23 protein-coding genes and 1 pseudogene are annotated in these 25087 nt (G+C 65.8%); 5 read left to right on the plus strand and 19 right to left on the minus strand.

Features of this window, described 5'->3' with window-relative positions:
* Positions 1-7 precede the first annotated feature (7 nt).
* From CXR02_RS15415 to CXR02_RS15455, 9 genes are all read right to left on the minus strand, one after another.
* A complete protein-coding gene (locus CXR02_RS15415) occupies positions 8-1042 on the minus strand; it encodes a Gfo/Idh/MocA family oxidoreductase (protein WP_104062791.1) in 1035 nt (344 codons plus the stop codon).
* Positions 1039-1842: a TIM barrel protein gene (locus CXR02_RS15420; protein ID WP_104062792.1), complete on the minus strand. Its 804-nt coding sequence runs from the start codon at positions 1840-1842 to the stop codon at positions 1039-1041. Before CXR02_RS15420 ends, CXR02_RS15415 begins: the two co-directional genes overlap by 4 nt.
* Entirely contained in the window at positions 1842-2957 is a 1116-nt protein-coding gene (locus tag CXR02_RS15425) for a Gfo/Idh/MocA family oxidoreductase (RefSeq protein WP_104062793.1), read from the minus strand. The genes CXR02_RS15420 and CXR02_RS15425 overlap by 1 nt, the downstream gene beginning before the upstream one ends.
* Positions 2958-2992: 35 nt before the next feature.
* Positions 2993-4054 (minus strand): Gfo/Idh/MocA family protein, encoded by a 1062-nt coding sequence (locus tag CXR02_RS15430; RefSeq protein WP_104062794.1) that lies wholly within the window; start codon positions 4052-4054, stop codon positions 2993-2995.
* The gene (locus CXR02_RS15435; protein ID WP_104062795.1) at positions 4051-5049 is read right to left on the minus strand and encodes a Gfo/Idh/MocA family oxidoreductase; all 999 of its coding nucleotides are present in this window, start codon (positions 5047-5049) and stop codon (positions 4051-4053) included. The genes CXR02_RS15430 and CXR02_RS15435 overlap by 4 nt, the downstream gene beginning before the upstream one ends.
* Before the next feature lie 109 nt (positions 5050-5158).
* The gene (locus CXR02_RS15440) at positions 5159-6085 is read right to left on the minus strand and encodes an ATP-binding cassette domain-containing protein (protein ID WP_104062796.1); all 927 of its coding nucleotides are present in this window, start codon (positions 6083-6085) and stop codon (positions 5159-5161) included.
* Positions 6086-6097: 12 nt separating this feature from the next.
* The gene (locus tag CXR02_RS15445) at positions 6098-7147 is read right to left on the minus strand and encodes an ABC transporter permease (protein ID WP_104062797.1); all 1050 of its coding nucleotides are present in this window, start codon (positions 7145-7147) and stop codon (positions 6098-6100) included.
* 53 nt (positions 7148-7200) lie between these two features.
* Entirely contained in the window at positions 7201-8193 is a 993-nt protein-coding gene (locus CXR02_RS15450; RefSeq protein WP_258061013.1) for a substrate-binding domain-containing protein, read from the minus strand.
* A 147-nt stretch (positions 8194-8340) separates the two neighbouring features.
* Positions 8341-9354 carry a LacI family DNA-binding transcriptional regulator gene (locus CXR02_RS15455; protein WP_104062799.1) on the minus strand — a complete coding sequence of 338 codons (1014 nt, stop codon included), beginning with the start codon at positions 9352-9354 and terminating at the stop codon, positions 8341-8343.
* 154 nt (positions 9355-9508) lie between these two features.
* Here CXR02_RS15455 and CXR02_RS15460 point away from each other — a divergent pair, with 154 nt between their 5' ends.
* From CXR02_RS15460 to CXR02_RS15470, 3 genes and pseudogenes are all read left to right on the plus strand, one after another.
* Entirely contained in the window at positions 9509-10696 is a 1188-nt protein-coding gene (locus CXR02_RS15460) for a Gfo/Idh/MocA family protein (protein WP_104062800.1), read from the plus strand.
* Positions 10693-11712 carry a sugar phosphate isomerase/epimerase gene (locus tag CXR02_RS15465; RefSeq protein WP_104062801.1) on the plus strand — a complete coding sequence of 340 codons (1020 nt, stop codon included), beginning with the start codon at positions 10693-10695 and terminating at the stop codon, positions 11710-11712. Before CXR02_RS15460 ends, CXR02_RS15465 begins: the two co-directional genes overlap by 4 nt.
* A 105-nt stretch (positions 11713-11817) precedes the next feature.
* Positions 11818-12449: pseudogene (locus CXR02_RS15470) on the plus strand (Gfo/Idh/MocA family protein).
* A gap of 80 nt (positions 12450-12529) precedes the next feature.
* On the opposite strand, the gene CXR02_RS15475 reads toward CXR02_RS15470, so the two are convergent.
* From CXR02_RS15475 to CXR02_RS15515, 9 genes are all read right to left on the minus strand, one after another.
* The gene (locus tag CXR02_RS15475; RefSeq protein WP_104062844.1) at positions 12530-13963 is read right to left on the minus strand and encodes a sugar porter family MFS transporter; all 1434 of its coding nucleotides are present in this window, start codon (positions 13961-13963) and stop codon (positions 12530-12532) included.
* 32 nt (positions 13964-13995) lie between these two features.
* Positions 13996-14868 carry a sugar phosphate isomerase/epimerase gene (locus tag CXR02_RS15480; RefSeq protein WP_104062802.1) on the minus strand — a complete coding sequence of 291 codons (873 nt, stop codon included), beginning with the start codon at positions 14866-14868 and terminating at the stop codon, positions 13996-13998.
* Between the two features lie 114 nt (positions 14869-14982).
* Positions 14983-15996 carry a Gfo/Idh/MocA family protein gene (locus CXR02_RS15485; protein ID WP_104062803.1) on the minus strand — a complete coding sequence of 338 codons (1014 nt, stop codon included), beginning with the start codon at positions 15994-15996 and terminating at the stop codon, positions 14983-14985.
* Between the two features lie 38 nt (positions 15997-16034).
* Positions 16035-16946 (minus strand): sugar phosphate isomerase/epimerase, encoded by a 912-nt coding sequence (locus CXR02_RS15490; RefSeq protein ID WP_104062804.1) that lies wholly within the window; start codon positions 16944-16946, stop codon positions 16035-16037.
* Positions 16947-17023: 77 nt separating this feature from the next.
* The gene (locus tag CXR02_RS15495) at positions 17024-18535 is read right to left on the minus strand and encodes a CoA-acylating methylmalonate-semialdehyde dehydrogenase (RefSeq protein ID WP_104062805.1); all 1512 of its coding nucleotides are present in this window, start codon (positions 18533-18535) and stop codon (positions 17024-17026) included.
* A 52-nt stretch (positions 18536-18587) separates the two neighbouring features.
* Positions 18588-20516, minus strand: a complete 1929-nt coding sequence (iolD, locus tag CXR02_RS15500; RefSeq protein ID WP_104062806.1) for a 3D-(3,5/4)-trihydroxycyclohexane-1,2-dione acylhydrolase (decyclizing) — start codon at positions 20514-20516, stop codon at positions 18588-18590.
* A gap of 27 nt (positions 20517-20543) precedes the next feature.
* Positions 20544-21467: a deoxyribose-phosphate aldolase gene (locus CXR02_RS15505; RefSeq protein ID WP_104062807.1), complete on the minus strand. Its 924-nt coding sequence runs from the start codon at positions 21465-21467 to the stop codon at positions 20544-20546.
* Positions 21464-22498, minus strand: a complete 1035-nt coding sequence (gene iolC / locus CXR02_RS15510) for a 5-dehydro-2-deoxygluconokinase (RefSeq protein ID WP_104062845.1) — start codon at positions 22496-22498, stop codon at positions 21464-21466. Before iolC ends, CXR02_RS15505 begins: the two co-directional genes overlap by 4 nt.
* Before the next feature lie 187 nt (positions 22499-22685).
* On the minus strand, positions 22686-23090 hold the full coding sequence (locus CXR02_RS15515) for a tautomerase family protein (RefSeq protein WP_056346697.1): 405 nt from the start codon (positions 23088-23090) through the stop codon (positions 22686-22688).
* Positions 23091-23261: 171 nt separating this feature from the next.
* On the opposite strand from CXR02_RS15515, the gene CXR02_RS15520 reads away from it, so the two are divergent.
* Both CXR02_RS15520 and CXR02_RS15525 read left to right on the plus strand, forming a co-directional pair.
* Entirely contained in the window at positions 23262-23621 is a 360-nt protein-coding gene (locus CXR02_RS15520) for a helix-turn-helix transcriptional regulator (RefSeq protein WP_056346696.1), read from the plus strand.
* Positions 23618-24100, plus strand: a complete 483-nt coding sequence (locus CXR02_RS15525; protein ID WP_104062808.1) for an SRPBCC family protein — start codon at positions 23618-23620, stop codon at positions 24098-24100. The genes CXR02_RS15520 and CXR02_RS15525 overlap by 4 nt, the downstream gene beginning before the upstream one ends.
* 139 nt (positions 24101-24239) lie before the next feature.
* Here the strand turns inward: CXR02_RS15525 and CXR02_RS15530 are convergent, their stop codons facing one another.
* Complete coding sequence (locus CXR02_RS15530; protein ID WP_308470695.1) at positions 24240-25085, minus strand: aldo/keto reductase; 846 nt, start codon at positions 25083-25085, stop codon at positions 24240-24242.
* Between the last annotated feature and the right edge of the window lie 2 nt (positions 25086-25087).

Here is a 25087-nt window from a genome sequence, read left to right on the forward strand (position 1 = left end):
GGTACGCTCACCTGGCTACGCTGATGGCCACCCTGACCGGGACGCCCGTGGCCAGCGATTCCTGGGCGGCGTCCGCCACGCGGGAGGCGGCCACGGCGTCCTCCGGGGTGCAGGGATTCTCCCGCCGGCCCAGGATCAGCTCCACAAACGCGGCCATTTCGGACCGGTACGCCTGGTCGAAGCGCTCTGCGAAGGTCCTGTGGGGTTCACCGGCGGGGAAGGCGATCCCGGCTTCGGCCGACGCCATAGCTGTTTGTTGATCGAGCCCAACCATCAGCGAACGGCTGGAGCCCTGGATTTCCAGGCGGACGTCGTGGCCGGCCCCGTTGTAGCGGGTGGCTGAGACGGTGCCGACCGTGCCGTCGTCGAACGTGATCAGTGCCAGCGCCGTATCCACGTCTCCCACGGCGCCGATGGCCGGATCGCCGTTGTTGGATCCCTTGGCGTAGACCTCCACGATCTCGCGGCCGGTCAGCCAGCGGAGGATGTCGAAGTCATGGACGGAACAGTCGCGGAACAGTCCGCCGGAACTGGCGAGGAACTCCACGGGCGGCGGCGCCATGTCGCAGGTGACAGCGCGCAAGGAGTGGATCCAGCCCAGCTCGCCCGCTTGGTAGGCACGCTTGGCCTCAAGGTAGCCGTGGTCGAAGCGGCGCTGGTGGCCGATCTGCACCACGCCGTTGTTGTCGCGGATGTAGTCCAGCACCGGCAGGGCGTCCGCCACGTTCATGGCCACAGGCTTTTCGCAGAAGACCGGGATTCCGGCGTCCACGCCCGCCTTGATCAGTTCGGGGTGGGTTCCGGTCCCCGTGGCGATGACCAGTCCGTCCACGCCGGAGCCGATGAGTTCCGCCACCGAGGGCAGGAAACCGGCGCCGAGGCCCGCAGCAATGCCCCTGGCGTGGTCCTCGGCGACGTCCGTCAGCAGGAGCTTGACGTTGATGCCGTCCGAGTTGAGAACTCCGTTGAGCGCGGCGATGTTGTTGGCGTGCATCACGCCGATGCGCCCCACTCCGACCAGACCGAGAATGACGTCCTTCATAGTGTTCCTTCCGTTGAAAACGTTGTAGTGCCTGGCACCGTGAACGCCGCCCGGAAGGCCGCCAGGGCTTCCTCGTCGTCACCGCTGGCCCAGGCTTCCATACCCACCGTCCCCTCGTAGCCTGCGTCGGCGAGCGCCCTGGCCACGGCCTGGTAGTTGATCTCCCCGGTTCCGGGTTCGCAGCGCCCCGGTACGTCGGCCACCTGGACTTCGCCGATGTGCGGCAGGGCGGTCCGCACAAGCTCGATGAGGTTCCCCTCCCCCAGCTGTGCGTGGTACAGGTCCAGCATGAGCTTCACGTTGGGGTGCCCGGTTGCTTCAACGAGCGCCAGGGTGTCCTTGGCGCGGGCGAGCGGGATGCCGGGGTGGTCCAGGATCGTGTTGAGGTTCTCCAGGCAGAAGGTCACCCCATACTTCTCCCCCAAGTTGCCGAGCCGTTCCAGGGTCCGCGCCCCGGTGCTCCACATGCGGCCGGTGGACCGGTAGAGGGGGCGGGCCGCCTGGCCATCGATGAGCTCCGCGGAGTGCACCACCATGCGGCTGACGCCGAGTTCCAGGGCGGTCGGGATCAGCGACTCGGCCGTCCGCACCACGTCGTCGGCCGTGTCATGGTCCACGAGGCTCCCGGAGGTGTACCCGGTCATGGAGGAGAACACCGCGCCGGTGGACTTGAGCGCGGCCAGGTCCTTGTCCCTGGAGTCCCACATCTCGACGTCGAATCCGGCGTCGTGGATCCGCTGCACCCGTTCCACAAACGGCAGGTCCGTGAAGACCATTTCCGCGCAGACGGCGAGCCGCATCAGACGCCGGCCCGGGTGTCGTCACGGAGCGCCACCGGGGCTGCGGCCACAGCCACGGGGCCGCCCTGTTTGACCGATTCGATGCACGCGAGCGCCATGGCCAGCGCGCGGCGGGCGTCTGCGGCGCCGGGGGTGAGGGTGAATGCGCCCGGCGCCGGCGGTGTGCCGTCCCGCTGCGCACGAACCGTGGCGGCGAAATCGGCGAGTTCGTCCGTGTAGGCCTGCCGGAAGAGTTCCACGTTGAGGCGAGGGGTGTCCGCGGACAGTCCGTCCGCCGTGTAACGCCGGGCCGCCGTCTCGGTGGCACGGCCGGCCTGGACCATGCCCTTGGAACCGAAAACCTCTCCGCGGATGTCGTAGCCATAGAGGGCGCTGAAGTTTGCCTCGGCCACGGCGATGGCGCCGTTGCTGTAGCGGATGGTCACCACCGCGGTGTCTAGGAAACCCTGATCGCGCAGTTCCGGTTCCACGAGGGCGTCGGCCACGGCATAGACCTCCACCGGCTCGGCGCCTTCGTTGAACCAGTTGAGGGTATCGAAATCGTGGATGAGGGTCTCCAGGAAGATGGTCCAGGCCGGGACCCTGGCCGCGTTCGGGATGCTGCCGGTCCCGGGGTCGCGTGTCAGCGAGCGCAGGAGCTGCGGCTGCCCGGCGATGCCGGCCGCAAGGTCTTTCTTGGCGGCCTGGAAGTCTTCCGCGTAGCGGCGGTTGAAGCCAATCTGGAAATGCACCCCGGCGACCTCCACTGCGGCCAGCGCAGCGTCGAGCTCGTCCAAGCCCTGGCCCGCGGGCTTCTCGCAGAAGACGTGCTTCCCCGCGGCGGCAGCCTGGGTGATCAGGGCGGAGTGGAAGCGGGCCGGGCTCGCGATGACCACGGCGTCGATCTCCGGATCGGCCAGGATGTCCGCGGCGTCGGCCGTGACCTTTGCGGTGCCCAGCGATTGGGCAAGGGCCTGGGCGGATTCCACATTGGGGTCGGCGATGGCCGCCAAGACGGCGCCCGGGACGCGGCGGGCGATGCTTTCGGCATGGAACGCCCCCATCCAGCCGGAGCCGATGAGCCCGACCTTCACGGGTGCGGAGAGTCCTGCGGAGTGCTGTTCGATGTAGGCCATTGGCCCGTCCTTTCGCTTGTCAAAACAAAAATGAATCAGAGCCGTGCAGCGTCCTCGTCCGCCAACGTCTCTTCGCCTGGGAACACGACTCCCAGCTGGCGTCGGATCGCGTCGGCCACGTCCAAGGTGCGGATGGACGCTGCCAGCGTCCGCTGGCCGGCCTGTGTCTGCCCGGCGGCCACGGCACGGGCCACGGCCGCCGCCTCGTAGTGCAGTCCCTCGAAGTGGCCGCCGGGCGGTTCCTCATGGCGCAGCCGGGCCCCGTCCGGGAAGCGGACCTCGAAGCCGCCGGGCATGTTGAAGGGCCCGTCGATGGTCAGCGTGGCTTCGGAACCGACGATCGTGGCGGAGGTGGGCGTGAAGTTATGCAGGTGAGTGTTCACTACGGCCTGCGCGCCGCCGGCGAACCGCATGATGGCGGACAGCTGGGCGTTGACCCCGGATTCGTGAGGCTGGCCGATCGCATGCAGCTCTTCCGGCAAACCCAGGACCTCGGTGACCAGGGCCAGCGGGTACGTGCCGAGATCCAGCAGCGGGCCGCCGGCCAGCGCGGGATCGAAGATCCTGTGGCTGCGTTCGAAGTGTTCGCCGTATTCGGCAAAAACCGTGGTGACGGTGCCCAGGGTCCCGGCGTCGAGGATCTGCCGGATCACGTCGAACTTGGGCAGGAAGAAACTCCACATGGCCTCGGCGGCGAACACCCCGGCGGCCTCGGCCCGCTGGGCGATGTCCCGGGCCTGCGCCGCGTTGAGGCCGATCGGCTTCTCGACCAGAACGTGTTTGCCGGCGTCCAGGGCGAGCACCGCGGCCTGGTGGTGGAAGTTGTGTGGCGTGCAGACGTAGACGATGTCGATGTCCGGGGCGGCCGCCAGCTCCTCATAGCTGCCGTAGGCCGCGGGCACGTCGAAAGCGTCCGCGAATGCCTTGGACCGGCTGAGCGAACGGGACCCGACGGCGGCGATCACCTGGTCCGTGTGCGCCTGGACGGATTCGGTGAAGCGTTCGGCGATCCAGCCCGGTCCCATGATCCCCCAGCGAAGCACCGGGGCATCCCGCGGACCGGGCACGCGGGAGACCGGTAGGGCGGAAAAGCTCACGAGTAGCTCACTTTTGTGTAGGCGCCATCGCTGTGCAAAGACTGGATCATGGCTTGGGCCACGAGCGAGGCGTTGAGGCCATCCTGCGCCCCGGCCAAGGGTGGTTGTTCCCCCTGGGCCAATGCTGAGATCCAGGCCTGCAACTGCAGCCGGTACGCGTCGGCGAAGCGCGGGCGCCAGTCTGCGGGTATTGCCGTCTGGCTGAGGCCCGCCTGCTGGACGCCCAGCAGTGCGGAATCATTCAGGCCGGTGGTGCCACGTTCCGAGACAACCTCGCAGCGCGTGGTGTAGCCGTACTGGGCGTTCAGGAACAGTTCCAGCGTGGTCACCGTGCTGTCGGCGGTGCGGAGCATCATAAAGGCGGGGTCCCGCAGACCGCCGTCGGCATGGCGTGAGCTCCGCCCGGCCTGCCATGACACCTCCATGATGCGCGAGTCCAGCAACCAAGGGATGATGTCCAGCTCATGGATGGCCGAATTGGTGATGGCCGATTCCGAGGTGATGCCGGGGCCCGCAGCGGCGTTGCGGCTGGTGCAGTGGACCATCAGGGGCTCACCGTGGATCCGGTCCTGCACGGCCTGGCGCAGGGCCACGTAGCCGGGGTCGAAGCGCCGCATAAAGCCCAGTGAGAGCAGGGATGCGCCGGTGGCGGCCACAATGTCGGCGTCCGCCGCTACCACCTCGAGGCTTTCCAGGAGTGTGGGTGCCAGTGGCTTTTCGCACAACACCGGGGTCATCGCCTCGAAGCATTCCAGCACCAGCCCGGCGTGGGTGGAGTCGTGGGAGGCAACCACGACGGCGTCCACCTCCTTGGAATGGATCAGCTCGGAGGGATCGGTGGTGATGCGGGCGGATGGCGGTGCAGCGGCCCCAGCACGGCCGGCGTCGAGGTCTGCCACAAAGGTGACTTCGGCGCCGCCGATAGTGGTGGAGAGGTTGCTGATGTGGTCGGCGCCCATGATTCCGGCGCCGATGACGCCTACCCGGATCGGCATGTTGGTCCTGTCCTGTCCATCGTGATTTTGCAGGTCGTTTGATGGCTGCCCCATGGCAAGGCAGGGGCCCGCCGGCAGTCCGCCGGAGGGCCCCTTCGGGCCGGCGCGGCTAGGCGTGTCTTGGGGCGCCTGCCTGGACGGCGTCAGCGACGTCGGCCACTTCGGCTTTGACTTCCTTGAGGGCTTCGCTGTGGCCGCCGAGCTGTTCCAGTTCGTGGGCGAGTTCGGCCAGTTCCGCGCCGCCGGCCATTTGGGCGGTGAGTTCGTCGAGGGTGATGTCCTTCTTGTCGTAGTAGCCGATCGATTTGCCGCGTTTGAGCAGCAGGAACCGGTCGCCGACAGGGAAGGCGTGGTGCGGGTTGTGGGTGATGAAGATGACCCCGAGGCCGCGGTCGCGGGCCTGCAGGATGTAGCGGAGCACGACGCCGGACTGTTTCACGCCCAGAGCTGCGGTGGGCTCGTCCAGGATCAGGACCTTCGCGCCGAAGTACACGGCCCGGGCGATCGCGACGCACTGGCGTTCACCGCCGGAGAGCTGGCCGATCGGCTGCTCCACATCGCGGAGGTCGATGCCCATCTCGGCGAGTTCCTTGAGCGTGATGGCTTTCATCTTCTCGACGTCCAGGCTCTTGAACGGGCCAAAGCCGCTGGTCAGCTCGGAACCGAGGAAGAAGTTCCGCCAGATCGGCATCAGCGGGACCACGGCGAGGTCCTGGTAGACCGTGGCGATGCCGGCGTCGAGGGCGTCACGAGGGGAGGTGAACTTCCGTTCCTCGCCCATGATGTTCAGGACCCCGGCGTCGTGCTGGTGCAGGCCGGCGATGATCTTGATCAGCGTGGACTTACCGGCGCCGTTGTCGCCCAGCACGCAGGTGACGCGGCCGTTGTCCACGGCCATCGTGACATCGGACAGAGCGATGATGTTGCCGTAATGCTTGCCTACTCCCTCGAGGGAGAGCAGGTGCACGGGCGTGTGCGTGAGGGGATCTTTTTCATTCTGGAGCAGCGTTTGCTGGTCGATTTCTTTGGCATTCATTTCTCCGGCCCCTTACTTGAGTTCCGCGCGGCGCTTGACGATGAGGTTGACGATGGTGGCCAGCAGCAGCATCAGGCCCAGGAAGAACTTGAACCAGTCCGGGTTCCACTGCGCATAGACGATGCCCTTGTTGGCCATGCCGAAGATGAACGCGCCGATCGCGCCGCCGATGGCCGAGCCGTAGCCGCCGGTCAGGAGGCAGCCGCCGATGACAGCGGCGATGATGTAGAGGAACTCGTTGCCCACACCCTCACCGGACTGCACGGTGTCGAAGGCGAAGAGGTTGTGCATGCCCAGGATCCAGCCGCAGAAACCGACTCCCATGAAGAGCCCGATCTTGGTGGCTTTGACCGGGACGCCTACGGCGCGGGCGGCGTTCTCGTCCCCGCCGACGGCGAAGATCCAGTTGCCCACCCGTGTCCGCATGAGCACCCACGTGGCCACGGCGACGAGAGCGATCCAGATGAAGACCGTGATTTTGACATCGATGCCGGCGATGGTGACGGAGGAGGCGAACACGGAGCGGGCGGAGTCGAAGCCGTCCATGGCGGAGATCGATGGTGAGGACACGGAGCCGCCGATCAAGCGGGTCAGGCCCAGGTTCAGGCCGGTCAGCATCAGGAATGTCGCGAGGGTGACGATGAAGCTGGGCAGCTTGGTCTTCATCAGGATCCAGCCGTTGATGAACCCGATGGCCAAAGAGACCAGCAGGGCCAGGACAACCCCGACCCAGACATTCGTGCTGAAATACCAGCTGAACATCGAAGCGGTCAGTGCCGAGGAGATCACGGCGACGCCGGTGGAAAGGTCGAACTCCCCGCCGATCATCAGCAGGGACACCCCCACGGCCATGATCCCGATGGTGGAGCTGCCGTACAGGATGGTGGCCAGGGCGTTGGGCTGTGTGAACGTCGGGGAAACAAACGCGAAGAAGACGAAAAGGACGATTGCGCCCACGAGGGCTCCGACCTCGGGCCGGCTGAGGAGCTTCTGCAGCGGGCTGCGCTTGGCGACGCGTTCATCAATCGCCGGTAATTTGAGCTTGGGCTGGGTCATGGTCATGATGATTCTCCTTGCTGCCGGGCCGGCGTTGGCCGGCCCGGCCAGCGGGCTGTTTAGCGGATACCCTGTTCGGCGAACTTCAGGACTTCGGCCGCGTTGGACTGGTCGATGATGGCCGGGCCGGTCAGGACCGACTGGCCGCCGCCGATCTTGAATCCGCCGCGCTTGTTCTGCCACAGCGCATCCACGGCGCTGTAGCCCTGCAGCCATGGCTGCTGGTCAACGGTGAAGAGCACACTGCCGTCGGAGACCTTTTGGGCCAGTTCCTTGTTCAGGTCGAAGCTGGCAACCTTGGCGGTGCTGCCTGCGGTGGAAACGGATTTCAGAAGGGTCAGCGTGATCGGGGCACCAAGGCCGATGATCACGTCAGCGTCTTTTGAGGCCTGCAGCTTGGCGGTTGCCGTTGATTCAACGGACGTCATGTCGGCGCCGTTGACGTACAGGATTTCCGTCCCGGGCACCTTGGCCTTCACACCGGCACAGCGGGCTTCGAGTCCCACGTGCCCCTGTGCCTGGATCACGCAGACCGGGTGCTTGAACCCACCCTCTGCGAGCCTTGTGCCCACGGCCTGGCCGGCGAGCTGTTCGTTGGAACCGAAGTGGGTGAACGCTCCGAGCTGCGCGGAGGCCGATTCTCCGGCGTTGAAGCTGACAATCGGAATGCCCGCGTCGGCGGCCTTCTTCAGCGCACCCTTCAAAGCCTCAGGCGTGGCCAGAGTCACGGCGATGCCGTCCACCTTCTGATCCACGGCCTGCTCGATCAGCTGGGCCTGCCGGCCGGCCTCCGGATCGGAGGTGTACAGCAGCTCGACGTTGTCCTTCGCCGCAGCTTCCTCGGCGCCCTTGCGGACGGTATCCCAGAATGTGTCACCGGCGGGGGCGTGGGCGATCAGGGCAATCTTGATCCGGTCCGTGGTGGCGACCTGTCCGCCGCCCACGTTGCCGGTATCCGCCGGCTTGCCGCCCGTGCTGGAGCAGGCGCTTAGTGCCATCATGGGAACAACTGCCGCCACGAGAGCCGCCTTGCGCCAAGAAAAATTTGCCACGTTAATCTCCTTTGATCTCAGGTTCCGGGCTGCCACTCTGCAACCGTCGGAGCACTGTCTACCTCGATCATGGTGATTCAACTCACGAATGTCAATAGTTTGTCCTGACATTAGGATGTTTTGACGTGGGGAGCCTGCTGTGGCCGCCTAAAGTGCCGGTCGCGCCGTGGTCCCGCGGACAACCAGGGCGGGCTCGATCAGCCTGCGTTGCGGGCCAACCGTGGAGTCGTGAATGCGCGCCAGCAGCGCCTTTGCCACATCCACGCCCACCAGGTCACTTCGGTTGTCCACGGAAGTCAGCTCCAGATACCGCGACTTTGCCAGGGTCGAATTGTCGTATCCGATCACGGAGATGTCCCCCGGGACCGCAAGCCCGCGCGCCTTGATAGCGCCCAGCGCACCCAGCGCCATGGTGTCATTGGCGGCGAAGATTGCGGTGGTGTCCGGATAGTGGTCCAGCAGCCAGCACGTCGAGGCGTAGCCATCCTCCTCGGACGTTCCGCCCTGCTCCCCTACGATCCATGGTTCGGCGCCGGACTCACTGAGCCGGGCGTGGAAACCCGCGCGCCGGTGCGCAGCGGCACCGCCGGATCCGGAAAGGTGGCCAATGCGCGTGTGGCCGAGCCCCAGAAGATGGCCGGCGGCCATTCCGCCGCCACCGTCGTCGTCATTGGTGATCAGATCCGCGCCGGCCGGCACGCCATCGCGCCACCCGGCCACGACCGTCGGAATCCCCACCCCAGCCAACATTGAGGCGCTTGGCTCTGCCGCTATCACCAGCCCGTCAACGTGCATGGCAAGCAAACCGTCAACAGCTCCCTGGATGCGGTTCTCCCCGGGGCGGGAATCAGCCAGCATCACCTGGTAGCCATGATCGGTCAGCGCAGATTCCATCCCCCGCAGCAGATCGACGAACCACAGGTTCCGGTAGTCGTCGATCACCAGCCCGATGCTCTTCGTCCGGCTGCTGGCGAGCGTGGTGGCGGCGCGGCTGGGGCGGTACCCGAGGGCCGAGATGGCCGTCTGGACGGCTTCGCGACGCTTGTCGCTCACCCTCGCGGGGTTCTGCAGGACGAGTGAAACCAGCGACGGCGAGACCCCCGCCTGCTTTGCCACGTCATAGATCGTGGGGCGTCGGTTCCTGGGGCTGTGCAACGTCATTGAAGGTGCCTTTCGTGTCTGCCCTTGAGGATATCCGTAGAGTGATTGACAGGACATACATACATGGATACGCTCAGTTCCAACGCACTAAATTGTAGCGCTACAAAATGCCGTTGGACCTACCCGCTGCGGCTGAATTTCAAAGGAGAAATCAATGGCTGAAAGCCTAGGCGTCGCCGTCATCGGTGCAGGCATGGCCGGCAAGGCCCACGCTGCCGCGTACCGCACCGCGTCTGCCCTCTACAGCCCGGTACTTCCCCCGGTGCGCCTGGTCTCGATCGGCGACGTCAACGCCGAATTCGGCTCGTTGGCCGCCCGTCGTTTCGGATACGAGCGCAACGACACGTCATGGCAGGCAATCGCCGAAGCCGATGACATCGACGTTGTCAGCGTGGTCATCGCCAACTCGCTCCACCGCGAAGTCGTGGAGGGCCTGCTCGCTGCCGGCAAGCACGTTTTGTGCGAAAAGCCGTTGAGCGACTCCCTGGCAGACGCCCGCGCCATGGCCGAGGTAGCCCGCGCGGCCGAGGCCGGCGGAACGATCGCCCGCATTGGCTTCACCTTCCGCCGAACCCCTGGCATCGCCTACATCCGGGACCTCATTCGCAACGGCGTCCTCGGCAATGTGCTGCACTTCAGCGGCCGCTACTGGACCGACTACGGCTTCAGCCCCTCCGCTCCCATGAGCTGGCGCTACAAGGGCGGCCCCGGCTCCGGTGCGCTCGCCGACGTCGGAAGCCACCTGACGTACATCTCCGAGTTCCTCTGTGGTGACATCAAGTCGGTCACCGGCGGCAGCCTCAGCACCGTGATCGATAAGCGGCCCCTCCCGCTCGCGGCCGTTATGGGCCACGACCATGCTGCCGTCAGCGACACCTTCGAAGCCGTCGAGAACGACGACTACGCAGCCTTCAACGCGGAGTTCGGAACCGGCGCCGGCAGCTTTGAAGTCTCCCGGGTTGCAGCCGGCCACGCCAACAGCCTCCAGTTCGAGGTGTTCTGCGAGAACGGTGCCGCCAAGTTTGACCAGCGCCGCCCCGCCGAAATCCAGCTGTTCCTCAACGACGGCTCCGGCAACGAGAACGGCTACCGCCAGGTCATCCTCGGCCCGGGACACCCCTACATCGCCGGTGGCCTCGCCATGGACGCCCCCGAAGTCGGCTTTGGCCAGAACGACGCGTTCGGCTACCAGGCCCGCGCCTTCCTCGAAGAGGTCGCCGGCCTCAGCGAGGAAGAGTCCCTCCCCCGCTGCGCCACGTTCGACGAAGGCGTGCGCAACATGGAACTGCTCGGCGCCGTCACCGAATCCGCGCTCAACAACGGAAAGAAGATCACGCTATGAGGCTCGGCGTCTACAACGCGGTCCTGCACGACCGGCCGCTTCCCGAAGCCCTGAAGGTCATTGCCGAGCTTGGCCTCACCGGTATCGAGATCAACACTGGCGGCTTTCTCCCCGCCGTGCACGTCCCCACCATGGACCAGATCCTGGAAAGCGACGCCGCCCGCGATGACTACCTGGCAATCTTCGAGGGCACCGGTGTTTCCATCGCAGGCCTTAACTGCAACGGCAACCCGCTGCACCCCAACCGCGAAATCGGCGAGAAGCACGCCGAGGACATCCGCCGCTCCATCCGGCTGGCCAGCCGCCTCGGCCAGGACCGGGTAGTCACCATGTCCGGTCTGCCGGGCGGAGAGCCCGGAGCCACCACCGTCAACTGGGTGGTCAACGCCTGGAACTCCGCAGCACTGGACGTATTGGACTACCAGTGGGGCGTGGCTGCGGAATTCTGGAAGGAAACCGACCGCCTGGCGGCTGACCACGACGTCAAGGTGGCCCTCGAACTGCACCCGCAGAACCTCGTCTTCAACACCGCCGACGTCCGCAAGCTGATCGAGCTGACCAACGCCACGCACGTCGGCGTCGAACTTGATGCCTCCCACCTGTTCTGGCAGCAGATGGATCCGGTCGCCGTGGTGCGCGAACTCGGACCGCTCGTGTTCCAGGCAGCGGCGAAAGACGTCCGCGTAAACACTGAAAACGCTGCGCTCTACGGCGTGCTGGACAACAGCTTCCGCCGGCTCGCGCCGGAGGAAAACCGCACCAACCTCGGCGGCGACGAGTGGGCCAACGAGTGGCCCAAGAACTCTGCCTGGGACTTTGTGGCCCTGGGCCGCGGGCATAACACCGCCTACTGGACGGAGTTTCTCCGCGCCCTGCACGAAGTAGACCCGGAGATGCTGGTCAACATCGAGCACGAGGACACGTCCTTGGGCCGGATCGAGGGCCTCCAGGTGGCGGCCAAGGTGCTGCGGGATGCTGACGCTGCGCTCAGGTCGTCGCTGAACCTGACGGCTTAGTCAGCCACCTGGTCAGCAAAGGCCTGTGAACAGCAAGGGGGCGGCGCACATGCGTCGCCCCCTTGCTGTCCCAGAGGCCGGCCCTAAGACAGAAGGAAGCGAAACATGCGTATTGGCATTGTGGGATACGGAGCAGGCGGCAGGTACTTCGATGCCCCGTTCATCGAGGCGGCCGAGGGAGTCGAACTGGTGGGCATTGTGGCCCGTTCGGAAGCGAAAAGGGCTCAGGCGGAAGCGGACTTCTCGGGGCTGCCTGTTTATGGGAGTCTTACCGGTCTGCTCGACGCCGGCGTGGACGCGGTGACCATCACCACGCCGCCACACACCCGCCATGACCTGGTCATGGAAGCCATTACAGCGGGCGTGCACGTTGTGGCCGACAAGCCCTTCGCCCCCACGGCGGAGGCCGCGCGTGAACTCGGCGAGGCCGCCGTGCGGCCGGCGTTGTCCTGAACGTCTACCACAACCGGCGCCGCGACGCCGATATCCGTCCGGTAGCTGAACCGGCAACGTGGGGCATCGACGCGGCCGAAAACTGGGGCACCCTGGCCACGAAGGACGGCCGCGAGGCCATTGCCTCGGCACAGGGGAACTATGGCGGCTTCTACACCGAGTTCGCCCGCGCGGTCCGCGGCGACGGCCCTGAACCCGTACCGGCGACGGAAGGAATCCGGACGCTGGAGGTGCTGGATGCGGCCCGCCGCAGTGCGCTGGAGAACGCGGTGATCGCGCTCTAGCACCCTCTGGGCGTACACGTAAGAACGCCCGACGCCGGCCGGCGTCGGGCGTTTTCGCGTCACCTTGGTTTTGTGTCGCCTTAGACGGACACGCCTGAGCGCTCCTTGAACAGGTGCTCGAGCTCCTCCAGGGATTTATCCTTGGTCTCCGGAACCACGCGCTTGACCCAAACAATGGCACCCAGCTGCAGTGCCACGAAGATGAAGAACGTCGCCGAAACACCGATCCACGAGACCATTTGCGGGAAGAAGAACCCGATCAGGAAGTTGATCATCCACAGGACAAAGACGCAGATGCCCATCGCGATGCCGCGGACGTGCATGGGGAAGATCTCGGACATGGTCAGCCACGTGACGGTGCCGATGCAGCCCTGCATGGAAGCCAGGAACGTCACCATGAACAGCAGCACAAGATAGCCGCGCAACGTGCTCTCCGGCAGGAGCATGGAGACGAGCGCGATGGCCGTCAGGGAAGAGGCGGTGCCGCACAGTCCCGCGATCAGCATGGGTTTGCGGGGCACCCGCGTCATCAGGTACATGCCCACGATCACGGCCGCCACGGACGTGACGCCGTTGAGGACGTTGGCGATCAGGGCGCCCTGGTCGCCGAATCCGGACGAGGACAGGATGGACGTCCCGTAGTACATGATGGCGTTGACGCCGCTGATCTGGTTGATGATGGCCATGCCCAGGCCCACCACGAAGATCCTGCGGATCCACGGAACGGTGAGGTCCTTGAACGTGCCCATCCTGGCCTGGTAGTCCTCCCGGGCTGCCTGCCGTACCTCGTCGAACTCCGCCGAGACGTCGCCGGCGGCGCGGGTGGAGCGCAGCACCTCGAGGACTGCACCGAAGCGGCCGGCCGACGCCAGCCAGCGCGGGCTCTCCGGCAGGACCAGCATGCCGAACCACAGGACGACGGCCGGGAGTGTGGCGATGACCAGCATCCAGCGCCACACGTGCGTTTCCTCGGGGAAGGCGTTGCCCAGCACCGCATTGAAGGTGAAGGCCAGGAATTGGCCGGTGACGATCATCAGCTCGTTTTGGGTGACGATGCGGCCGCGTTGGGCCGCCGGCGACATTTCCGCGAGGTACACGGGAACAATCACGGAGGCGCCGCCCACGGCCAGGCCCAGGAATGTCCGGGCCACGATGAGCAGCTCCGTGCTTGGTGAGAGGGTGCAGGCGATGGTGGCCACCACGAAGATCAGGGCCAGTCCCATGATGGTCTTGCGCCTGCCGAAGCGGTCCGAGAGCCGGCCTGCGCTGATGGCGCCGAAGGCCGCACCGAACAGGAGCGTGGAAGTGACCAGTCCTTCGGTGAGCGGCGTCAGCCCGAGGTCCCGCTGCATAAACGGCAGGGCGCCGTTGATGACGCCGGTGTCGTAGCCGAACAGGAGCCCGCCGAACGTGGAGAAGAGCGCCACCTTCCGCATGAACTTCTTCGGGTTGGCCGGGTTGTCCTGTTTGATGCTGCCGGGGGCGTCGGATTGGACTGTGCCGGGATTCGTCATGGTTCCGTTGCTTTGGTCCGTCTTCCCCACCACTACTTGGCCTGGGCGACGTAGTGGCGCATCGTCTCCAGCTGGTAGCGGGACACGTCCTCGGCGTTGTCGTCTTCGGCGAAGACACTGGACACCATCACGGTGTTGTCCTTGTCCAGGAAGCCGATTTCCTTGAGCCCGCCGAAGAACTCGTCCCAGTTGACGTCGCCGTCGCCGATCTTCAGGTGCTGGTGCACCCGCACGGCGTTTCCGGGCGGGTTGGTGATGTAGCGCAGGCCGTGCGAGGCGTGGTGGTCCATGGTGTCCGAGACGTGGACCAGGCGGAGCTTGTCCCCGGCGGCCCGCATGATCTCCAGCGGCTTGTTGCCCATGTGAAATGAGTGCGAGGCCACGTAGACCATGCCGATGTTGGGGGAGTTCAGCCCGCGGATTACGCGGATGGCGGCCAGGCCGTCTTCGACGAAGTCGTCCGGGTGCGGGTCGATCAGGACATCCAGGCCTTCACGCTCGATGATCGGCAGCAGTTCTTCCATCGAGCGGTAGAAGGCGCGTTCGGATTCTTCAGCCTTCTCGGGGCGGCCGCTGAATTCGGTGTTCATGGTGCTGACGCCGAGGTCCACGGCAATTTGGATGGCGCGCTTCCAGTAGCGGACGGCGGCCTCGCGGGCATCCTCGTCCGGACCCGACCAGCGCAGGACCGGCAGGACTGACGCGATTTCGACGCCGGCATCCTTGCAGGCCTTGTTCATCTGGGCCACAAGCTCATCGTCGGCTTTGGGGTGGTTGTAGAACGGGATCATGTCCGCATGCGGAGTCAGCTGCAGGTACTTGTAACCGAGATCGGCGGCCACGCGCGGAAATTCCAGCAGGCTGTGGCTGTGGTGGAACGGGGTGGGGTCCAGGGCGATTTTCATGGTCACTCCTTTGTGAATGAGTCCGTGATCTAACTGAGTTTTTGTCCAGATAATGCGCCGAAACGGGCCTCAAAGGCGCATTATCTGGACAAGAACTACGAGTGCGGGCGGGGCTTAGTTGTAGAGGTCCGGCTTGGCGTTCAGCTGGACCTTGACCTTTTCGCCCGACCTCTGGGCCTCGACGCCGGCCTCGCAGCAGGCTGCGGTGGCGTAGCCGTCCCAGGCGGTGGGGCCGCCGATTTCGCCGCGGACCGCAGCGTCAACCCAGGACTGGATTTCGACATCGTACGCCGCGCCGAAACGCTCTTCGAAGCCAGGGGTGACGTTGCCGCCCCAGCGGCCGGCGCTGCGGGTGTACGGGCCCTTGTCGCCGCCGATGTTCACGATGCCGTCTTCAAAGGAGGCCTGGGTAGCCACTTCATAGCCGAACTTGGCGTTGACGTAGATTTCGACGTCGGCCAGGACGCCGGACTCGGTTTCGAGCAGGACATGCTGGGGATCGTGCTGGCCGGCCGGGGCGTTCTTCGTGGCCTTGCCCAGACGGACCTGGACGCTGGTGATTTCCTCGCCGGTGAAGAAGCGGATGGCATCGAACTCGTGGACCACTGAGTCGTTGATCAGCATCTCGTTGGTGAAGCCGGCGGGCGTGGTGGGGTTGCGGTGCTGGTGGTGGAGCATCAGCAGCTCGCCCAGTTCGCCGTCGCGGATGACGGAGCCCAGGGCGGCGTATTCGGCGTCGAAGCGGCGCATGAAGCCGACCTGGATGCGCTTGTGTCCCAGCGCGGTTTCGGCCTCGACAACTTTCCACGCACTTTCGGCGTCAGGGGTGAGCGGCTTTTCGCAGAGGATCGGGAAGCCCTTCTCAAGTGCCTTGTACAGGATTTCCTCGTGGAGGAAGCCCGGCGTGGCGATCAGCACGGCGTTGACGTCCCCGTTGTTGAGCGCCTCGTCGGCGCTGGCAAGCGCCACGGCACCGTCGATGCCTTCGATGGCGGCCTGCGCACGGGAGAGGTCAACGTCGACGACGGCGGCCACTTCGGCGCCGTGGATACGGGTGCTGAGCCGCTTGATGTGGTCCGCACCCATGCGGCCTGCGCCGATGACGGCAACGCGGAGAATGTCAGTCATTGTTCTGTCCTTAGTATCTTGCTGCTCAGTATCGGGGGTTAGCTGACCGTGGTGCGGGAGCCGCACGACAGCAGGTAGTTTCGGGTGCGCTTGGCGATCGGCATGGGGACGTCGAAGGCCACCGGGTACATGTCCTGCTCCACGATGCCGAAGATGGGGCGGTTCAGTGCCTCCACTGCTTCGATCACAGCGCGCAGGTCCGGAAGGCCATTCGGCGGCTCGGTCATGACGCCGGCGAGGTTGGCCGCGGCCCAGGTCATGTTTTCCTCGTTAACCTTCTTCAGGATGTCCGGGTTGATCTGCTTCAGGTGCAGGTAGCCGATGCGGTCCGGGTAGTTCTTGATGAGCTCCAGGCTGGAAGCTCCGCAGTATTCGGCGTGGCCGGTGTCCAGGCACAGGTTCAGGTACTTCGGGTCCGTGGCCGCCAGGAGGGTTTCGATGTCCTCCTGGGCCCCGACATGGGAATCGGCGTGCGAGTGGAACTGCTGCTTCAGGCCGAAGTCCTCCAGCAGGGTCTTGCCCAGGCGGTTGTGGCCGGCGAACAGGTCGCTCCAGGCCTTCTCCGTGAGCTGGCCGCTTTCCACGGCTTCGCCGGTGACGTCATCGCGCCACATGGCCGGGATGACCACGATGTGCTCCCCGCCCATTGCTGCCGTTAGCTCGGCGACCTTGCGGGCTGGCTCCCAGGCCGTTTCCCACTGGTCCAAGCCGCGGTGGAATGCGGTGAACACAGTTCCTGCGGTGACCTTCAGGTCGCGCTGCTTGAGTTCTTCGGCGAGGCGGGTGGGGTCGTTCGGCAGGTATCCGTACGGACCGAGTTCGATCCACTTGTAGCCGGACTCGGCCACTTCGTCGAGGAAGCGCTCCCATGGGGTCTGCTTCGGGTCATCCGGGAACCAGACACCCCAGGAATCGGGGGCGGTGCCGATGATCAGTTTGTTCTCTGTCATTTCCATTCCTTTGCATCGCCTGGATTCGACAAGCTCAACCAACGGTGGTTGAGCTTGTCGAAACCCAGAGGTGGGGATTAGTTGGAGGGGAAGTTGTACGAGGCACCGGAGGCGTGGGTGGGCTCGGGCCAGCGGGACGTGACTACTTTGCCGCGGGTGTAGAAGGAGACGCCTTCGGGGCCGTAGATGTGCTTGTCACCGAAGAGTGAGGCCTTCCAGCCGCCGAAGGAGTGGTAGGCCACCGGCACGGGCAGCGGCACGTTGATGCCGATCATGCCCACGGTCACCGAACGCTGGAACTTGCGGGCGTTCGCGCCGGAGGAGGTGAAGATGGCGGTGCCGTTGCCGTACGGGTTGGCGTTGATCAGGGCGATGCCGGCGTCCAGGTCCTCGACGCGGACGACGACGAGCACGGGTCCGAAGATTTCCTCGGTGTAGGCGGTCATTTCGGTCTTGACGTGGTCGATGACGGTGGGGCCGACCCAGAAGCCGTCCTCGTGGCCGGGCACGACGAGGTCGCGGCCGTCCACTACCATGGCCGCTCCCGCGGTTTCGGCTTCGGTGACGATCTTGACGATGCGTTCCTTGGAGGCAGGCGTGATCACGGGGCCCATTTCGGCGTCGGGCACGGTGCCGTTGTTGACCTTCACGGCGAGGGCGCGCTCTTCGACCTTCTTGACGATCAGGTCAGCGGCGTCGCCGACGGCGACGGCCACGGAGATGGCCATGCAGCGCTCCCCGGCGGAGCCGAAGGCGGCGGCGGCGAGGTGGTCCGCGGCGTTGTCCAGGTCGGCGTCGGGCATGATGATCGCGTGATTCTTCGCGCCGCCCAGGGCCTGGACGCGCTTGCCGTGCTTGGTGGCGGTCTCGTGGACGTACTGGGCGATCGGGGTGGAGCCCACGAACGAGATGCCGTCCACGTCCGGGTGGGTCAGGAGCCCTTCCACGGTTTCCTTGTCGCCGTGCAGGACCTGGAACACGCCGTCGGGCAGGCCGGCCTGCTTCCACAGCTTGGCCAGCAGCATCGAGGCGGACGGGTCACGCTCGGAGGGCTTGAGGATGAAGGCATTGCCGGCGGCGATGGCCATCGGAGCCATCCACAGCGGCACCATCACCGGGAAGTTGAACGGGGTGATCCCGGCGACCACGCCGAGCGGCTCGCGGAAGGAGAAGACGTCGATGCCGGTGGAGACCTGGTCCGAGTAGTCGCCCTTGAGGAGGGTGGGGATGCCGCACGCGAACTCGATGACCTCCAGGCCGCGGCCGATCTCGCCCTTGGCGTCGGAGAGGACCTTGCCGTGCTCGGCGGTGATCAGTTCGGCGAGCTCGTCGATGTGGGCGGCGACGAGTTCGCGGAACTTGAACAGCACATTGGTGCGCTTGGCCAGGGAGATATCGCCCCAGGTGTCCGCGGCGGCGCGGGCGGCGGCGACGGTGGCGTCCAGGTCCGCACGGTTGGCCAGCCGCAGCTCCGCGGAGACGGCGCCGGTGGCGGGGTTATAGACGGGCTGGGTGCGGGTGCCCTCGCCGGCGGTTTCGGCCCCGTTGATGAAGTGGTTGATGGTGGTGGTGACGGTCGTCGTTGACATGGTGTTGGACTTCCTTGGTCTGTGGCTGTTTGTGGGCTGTGGCTGGTGGGGCTCAGCCGAGCAGTTTGCGCTGGCGGTTCTTGTGGTCGGTGTAGGTCTTGAAGGCCTGCTGCGTGGAGTCGAGGTCCGAGACCTGGGAGACGGGAACGTCCCACCATGATTCGGAGCTCGGGGCGTCCAGCAGGGGGTCGGATTCGACGTGGATCAGGATGGGCCCGCCGCGTTCAGGCGCGGCCTTGGCGTCCCGGACGGCCTGCTCGAGTTCGGCAATGACCTTCTCCCCCGGTTCGATCCGGATCACCTTCACGCCGAGGCTTTCGGCGTTCAGGGCCAGGTCCACGGGGAGGGTTTCGCCTTCGTCGAAGCTGTGCTGCTCCTCGTTCAGCGCCCGGTACTGGGTGCCGAAACGCTGCGAACCGAGGGATTCGGACAGCGAGCCGATGGAGGCGTAGCCGTGGTTCTGGATCAGGACCACGATCAGCTTGATGCGTTCGGCGACGGCGGTGACCAGTTCGGTGTGCATCATCAGGTAGGAGCCGTCCCCCACCATGACCACAACGTCCCGGTCCGTGCCACCGCGCGCGGCTTCTGCCAGCGCGGCGCGCTTAACGCCGAGCCCGCCCGGGATTTCGTAGCCCATGCAGGAGTACGCATATTCCACGTGGTAGCCGAACGGGTCCCGGACGCGCCACATCTTGTGCAGGTCACCGGGCAGGGAACCTGCAGCGCAGATGACGACGTCCGCGGCGTCCATGGCCCGGGACGTGGCGCCGATGATCTCGTTCTGGGCCGGCAGAGGGGTGAAGCGGGTATCGAAGGCTTCGTCCACCGTGGCGTCCCAGCGCTTCTTCTCCGAGGCGATCATCGCTTCGAGGTCCGCACCGACGCGGTAGCCGCCCAGGGCCTGGTTCAGCTTGACCAGCGCCTTGCGAGCGTCGGCCACGATCGGCAGCGACGTGCCGTGCTTGTACGCGTCGATGGCGGCGACGTTGATGTTGATGAACTTGACGTCGGGGTTCTGGAACGCGGTCCGCGAGGCGGTGGTGAAGTCCTCATAGCGAGTGCCGATCCCGATGATCAGGTCCGCCTCGGCAGCGATGGCGTTGGCCGCCGTCGTGCCGGTGGAGCCTATGGCCCCGAGCGAGAACTTGTGGTCCCACGGCAGGACGCCGACGCCGGCCTGGGTGTTGCCCACCGGGATGCCCGTCAACTCGGCAAATGCAGCGAGCTCCTCGTTGGCGTAGGCGTAGAGGACGCCGCCGCCGGCGATGATCAGCGGGCGCTTCGCGGCCCGGATGGCTTCGGCGGCGCGGCGGATGTCCTCGTCGTCGGCTTCAGGGCGGCGGATGCGCCATTCACGTTCGGCCAGGAACTCCTCAGGCACGTCGAAGGCTTCGGCCTGGACGTCCTGCGGCAGCGAGATGGTGACGGCACCGGTTTCGGCCGGATCCGTCAGGACGCGCAGGCCGTGGTGGAAGGCCGAGAACAGCTGTTCCGGGCGGGAGACCCGGTCGAAGAACTTGGACAGCGGGCGGAACGCGTCGTTGACGGTGATGTCGTAGGCGTAGGGCTGCTCGAGCTGCTGCAGGACCGGGTCCGCGGCGCGGGTGGCGAAGGTGTCGCTGGGCAGCAGCAGCACGGGCAGGCGGTTGGTGGTGGCCAATGCCGCACCGGTGAGCAGGTTCGAAGATCCCGGACCGATCGAGGTGCTGATGGCAAACGTCTGGCGGCGGCGGGTGTGCCGGGCGTAGCCCACGGCCTGGTGCACCTGGGCCTGCTCGTTGCGGCCCTGGTAGTACGGCATGATCGCCGGATCCGCGGCCTGGTACTGCTTCAACGCCTGGCCGACGCCGGCGACGTTGCCGTGGCCGAAGATGCCGAACGTCCCAGGAATCAGCCGCTCCCGGTAGTCCTCAGTGCCGATGCGGTCCACCGTGTATTGCTTGGAAAGGTACTCGACGACGGCCTGGGCGACTGTCATTCTGCGTGTTGCTGTTCCCATGGGGCGTTACTCCGATACTTTCGCTGATGACTGCAGCACGGGCGTCTTGAGCAGCGAGGCGGCGGTGGCGACGGCGCCGGCCACATCGCCGTCGGCCGGGTACAGCAGCGTCCGGCCCACGGTGAGGCCCTGGACGCCGGGCAGGGCCAGGGCGGCCTGCCAGCTGGCGAAGACCTCGTCCTGGGTGCCTTCCGGGTCCCCGCCGAGGAGCACGGTGGGCAGCGTGGTGGCCGCCATGACGCGTTCCATCTCGGCCACCACGGGCAGCTTCATCCAGGTGTAGGCGCTCGTGGAGCCCAGGCCCTGGGCGATCGCGATGGACTTGATGACCCCGTCCGGGCTGAGGTCGTTGCGGACCTTGCCGTTCTGCCAGATCGAGAGGAACGGTTCCACCATGGCGATCAGCTTGCGTGCGGCGAGGGAGTCGACGGCCCGCGCTGTGGCTTCCAGGGCGGAGGCGGTGTCCGGGTCGCCGAGGCAGATACGGGTCAGCATCTTGCCGCCGTCGGCCCCTAGGGCTTCCAGGGCTGCGGCCGTGTGGCCGGTGAAACGGTCATCGATTTCGTTGACGAGCCCGGCCAGGCCACCGCGGTTCATCGAGCCGAAGACCAGCTTGCCTTCGAGCGCCCCCAGCAGGAGCAGGTCGTCCATGATGTCCGGGGACGCGAGGACACCGTCGACGGCGGGATTCGCCAGGGCGATCTGCAAACGGTCCAACAGATCGCGGCGGTCCGCCATGGCCACCGGGTCGTTTCCCACGGAGAGGGCTCCGCGGGCGGGGTGGTCGGCGGCAACGATGAAGTTCTGCACACCGTACTTCAGCCCCGGATGGCGCCGGCGGGTGGCTGCCGCGCGGGCAACGGCGTCGGGGTCTTCGAGCCGGAGGGCGCTCAGGTGCTGGTAGCGGCGGGGATCGTCGTTGGCGCTCAAGACGCTGCTCCTTCGGAAACTGTGGTGTGGGACGGATGTGAGGCGGCGGCACCGGCCAGGGCGGGAGCCAGGCGGCCGCGTTCGGCCAGCAGAGAGGTGACCTCCTCCGGCGTCGGCATGGCGTCGGCGCAGGACAGTCGGGAGGCCACAATGGCGCCGGCGGCGTTGGCGTAGTCCAGGACCTGGGCCAGCGGCCAGCCGGAAAGCAGTCCGTGGCAGAAGGCCCCACCAAACGAGTCGCCGGCACCGAGGCCGTTGAGGGTTTCCACCGGGACCGGCGCGGAGACCACGCGTTCGGTGCGGGTCTTCGCCATCACGCCTTCGGGGCCAAGCTTGACCACGGCGATTTCGACGCCGGCGGCCAGCAGCCGGTCGGCCTGCTCGTCTGGGGTTCCTTCGCCCACGGCGACGGCACATTCCTTGTCGTTTCCGATGGCGACCGTGACGTGCGGCAGGATCTTGGCAACCTCGGCCCGGGCGTCCTCTTCGGAGGCCCAGAACATGGGCCGGTAGTCCAGGTCCAGGATGGTGTACTGGCCTTCCTTGAGACCGGTCCGGGGACGGGCAGCATGGGCGGCCAGGTGGGCTCCGCGGCTGGGCTCCTGGCACAGACCGGTCACCGTCGACCAGAAGATCCCGGCTTCACGGATGGCATCCAGGTCCAGCTCCGCGGCCTTGATCTGCAGGTCAGGCGCCGTGGGGAAACGCCCGTAGAAGTAGAGCGGAAAATCATCCGGCGGCATAATGGCGCAGAACGTCACCGCGGTGGGCCATTCCTTCACCGGCGTCACGAAAGCATCGTCCACGTTGAACTTGCGCAGTTCACGGTGGAGGTATTTCCCGAAGGCGTCGTCGCCGGTGCGCGTGATCACGCCTGCAGTGCGGCCATGCCGCGCGGCGGCCACGGCCACATTGGATGGGGAACCTCCGAGGTACTTTCCGAAGGACGTGACGTCCTCCAGATCCACCCCGATGTCGTTCGGGTAGATATCAACACTGATGCGCCCGATCGTGAGCAGTTCGTGGGTCACGGTAATCGCGGACCTTTCTGGTTTGAGCTCCATACCCCTGTACAGCAAGAGCTAGGGCTCGGGTTCCTGGCCGGGCCCCCGTGAGCGGGGCCACAACCACTACCTTGCCCTAGAATCATTGTCCTGTCAAAGGTTTGTACTGACATATTTACAACCTGCACAAGGCGCTGAATTGGCACCCTCGGAATTACTTCCGGGGGACCGCCAGTTCGCCCGTGACGTACTGCGCCCGCCCGAAGCCGAACGACCAGTCACCGGCGGCATTCTCCACATATCCGATGAACACGTCCTCACCGGCAATATCAAGCCCCGCCAGCCGGTCGGCGATCGCCGCAAACAGCGACTGCTTGGCCGCCTGGCTCCGGCCGCCCTGCGTAAAGATCTGGATCATCACCACATCGGGGGTGCGCTCGAAGCCGAGTCCTGCATCCTGGGCGACTATCTGGCCCTGCGGGTGCTCGGTGAGAATGTGGAAGTAGTCACGCTCCGGGATGGCATACTCCGCGAGGATCGCGTCATGGATGCCCCCGCTCAAGCGCTGCAACTGTTCAGCGGTGCGCCCGTTATTAACATCGATTCGTACCAGCGGCATTTTTCATCTCCCTGAAGTTTGTCCTGACATACTAACAAACTTCCGAGATGATCCGCAAGGAAAATCCCCAACACCCCTTCCGTCTCGGGCAGGGCCGGGAGTATGGTTAAACAACCAAATAGTTGATCAATGAATAAGTTGATTAACAGATCGAGAAAGGCCTGCACCACGATGAACCCCGACGACGGCACCCTGGACTCGGCCTTTATGGCCCTGGCCGACCCCGTGCGGCGGCGGATCATCGCCCGGCTCAGCCGCGGGCAGGCCACAGTCAACGAATTGGCGGAACCCTTCGCGATCACCAAACAGGCGGTCTCGAAGCACATCCAGGTCCTCGAGCAGGCAGGGCTCGTCACCCGCAGCAGGGAAGCCCAGCGCCGGCCCGTCCACCTGAATCCCGCACGGCTGGAGGCTCTCACAGCGTGGATCGACCAGTACCGGCTGGTCCGCGAAGAGCAGTTCCGCAGCCTGGATGCCGTGCTTCGATCCAGCGCCGCGCCAGCGGCGAGCAATGCTAAGGAGTCATCATGAGCAATTCCCTGAAACTCAGCGTTCCCGACGGCCTTCCTTTTATCGACTTCGAGCGGGAGTTCGACTTCCCGGTGGCGGACGTCTTCCGCGCGCATAAGGACCCTGATCTGATCGTCCAGTGGCTCGGCCCGCGGGGACTGAAGATGGACATCGACCACTACGATTTCCGCACCGGCGGCACCTACAGCTACCTGCACACGGGGCCGGACGGCGTCGCCTATGAGTTCAGCGGGGTCTTCCACACCGTCCGGGAAAACGAATTCGCCATCCAGACCTTCGAGTTCGGCGGCTACCCGGATGTTGTCAGCCTTGAATTCATGACGTTTGAGGACCTCGCCAACGGACGCACCCGCCTGCGGGGCCACTCCGTCTACCCCACCCAGGAGGCCCGCGACGGCATGGCGCAGTCCGGCATGGAAGGCGGCATGACCGAAGGCTACGAGCGGCTCGACGAACTGCTCAGCGGCGCCAAGGTCTAGAACAGCCCTTAAACGCGTACGACGGCGGCCGGTTACCTTCCCGGAGAAGGTAACCGGCCGCCGTCGTACTGGTGATCGAGCCTGTCGGGACCCGTGGTCACCGGTGGTCGAGCCTGGCGGGACCCTGGGCGGGCTTTTCCTAGCCGTTGAACTCCGCCGGGTGCGGACCGGTGCGGCCGTCCCGCTCCAGGCCGTCGATGACCGACAGCTCGTCCGCGGTCAGGTCAAAGCCGAAGACGTCCAGGTTCTCCCGGATCCGCTGCGGGGTGACCGACTTGGGGATGATGATCCGGCCGTGCTGCAGGTGCCAGCGCAGAATGGCCTGCGCGGGGCTCACACCATGCCGTGCTGCGATGTCCACAACGGCCGGATCTGCCAGCACGGCACCCTGGGCGAGCGGGCTCCAGGCCTCCGTGGCAATCCCGTGCGCGGCGTTGAAGTCTGCAATGTCCCGCTGCTGGAGTGCCGGGTGCAGTTCAATCTGGTTGATGGCCGGAACCGTGCCGCCCAGGTCGACAACCTTCTGCAGGTGTTCGGGGAGGAAGTTGGAGACGCCGATGGCCCTGGCCTTGCCGCTGGCCAGCAGGTGCTCCAGCGCCCGCCAGGACTCGAGGTACAGGCCGGTTGCCGGCGCGGGCCAGTGGATGAGGTAGAGGTCCAGGTAGTCCAGTCCCAGCCTGTCCAGGCTGGCCTCGAATGCTGCCAGCGTGGCGTCGTAGCCGAGGTCGGCCACCCACAGCTTGGACGTAATGAACAGCTCTTCGCGGTCGATGCCGGACTCGGCCAGGGCACGTCCGGTACCCGCCTCATTGCCGTAGATGGCAGCGGTGTCGATGCTCCGGTAGCCGGCTGCAAGCGCGTGGCTGACCGCGGCGGTGGTGTCGTCGTCGGACACCTGGAAGACGCCGAACCCCAGCTGCGGCATCCGCACGCCGTTGTTGAGGGTGATCTCGGGGATGGACGTGGTGATGGGGGTGGAAGTCATGG

The organism is Arthrobacter sp. 4R501 (genome assembly GCF_002929755.1).
Lineage (GTDB): Bacteria > Actinomycetota > Actinomycetes > Actinomycetales > Micrococcaceae > Arthrobacter.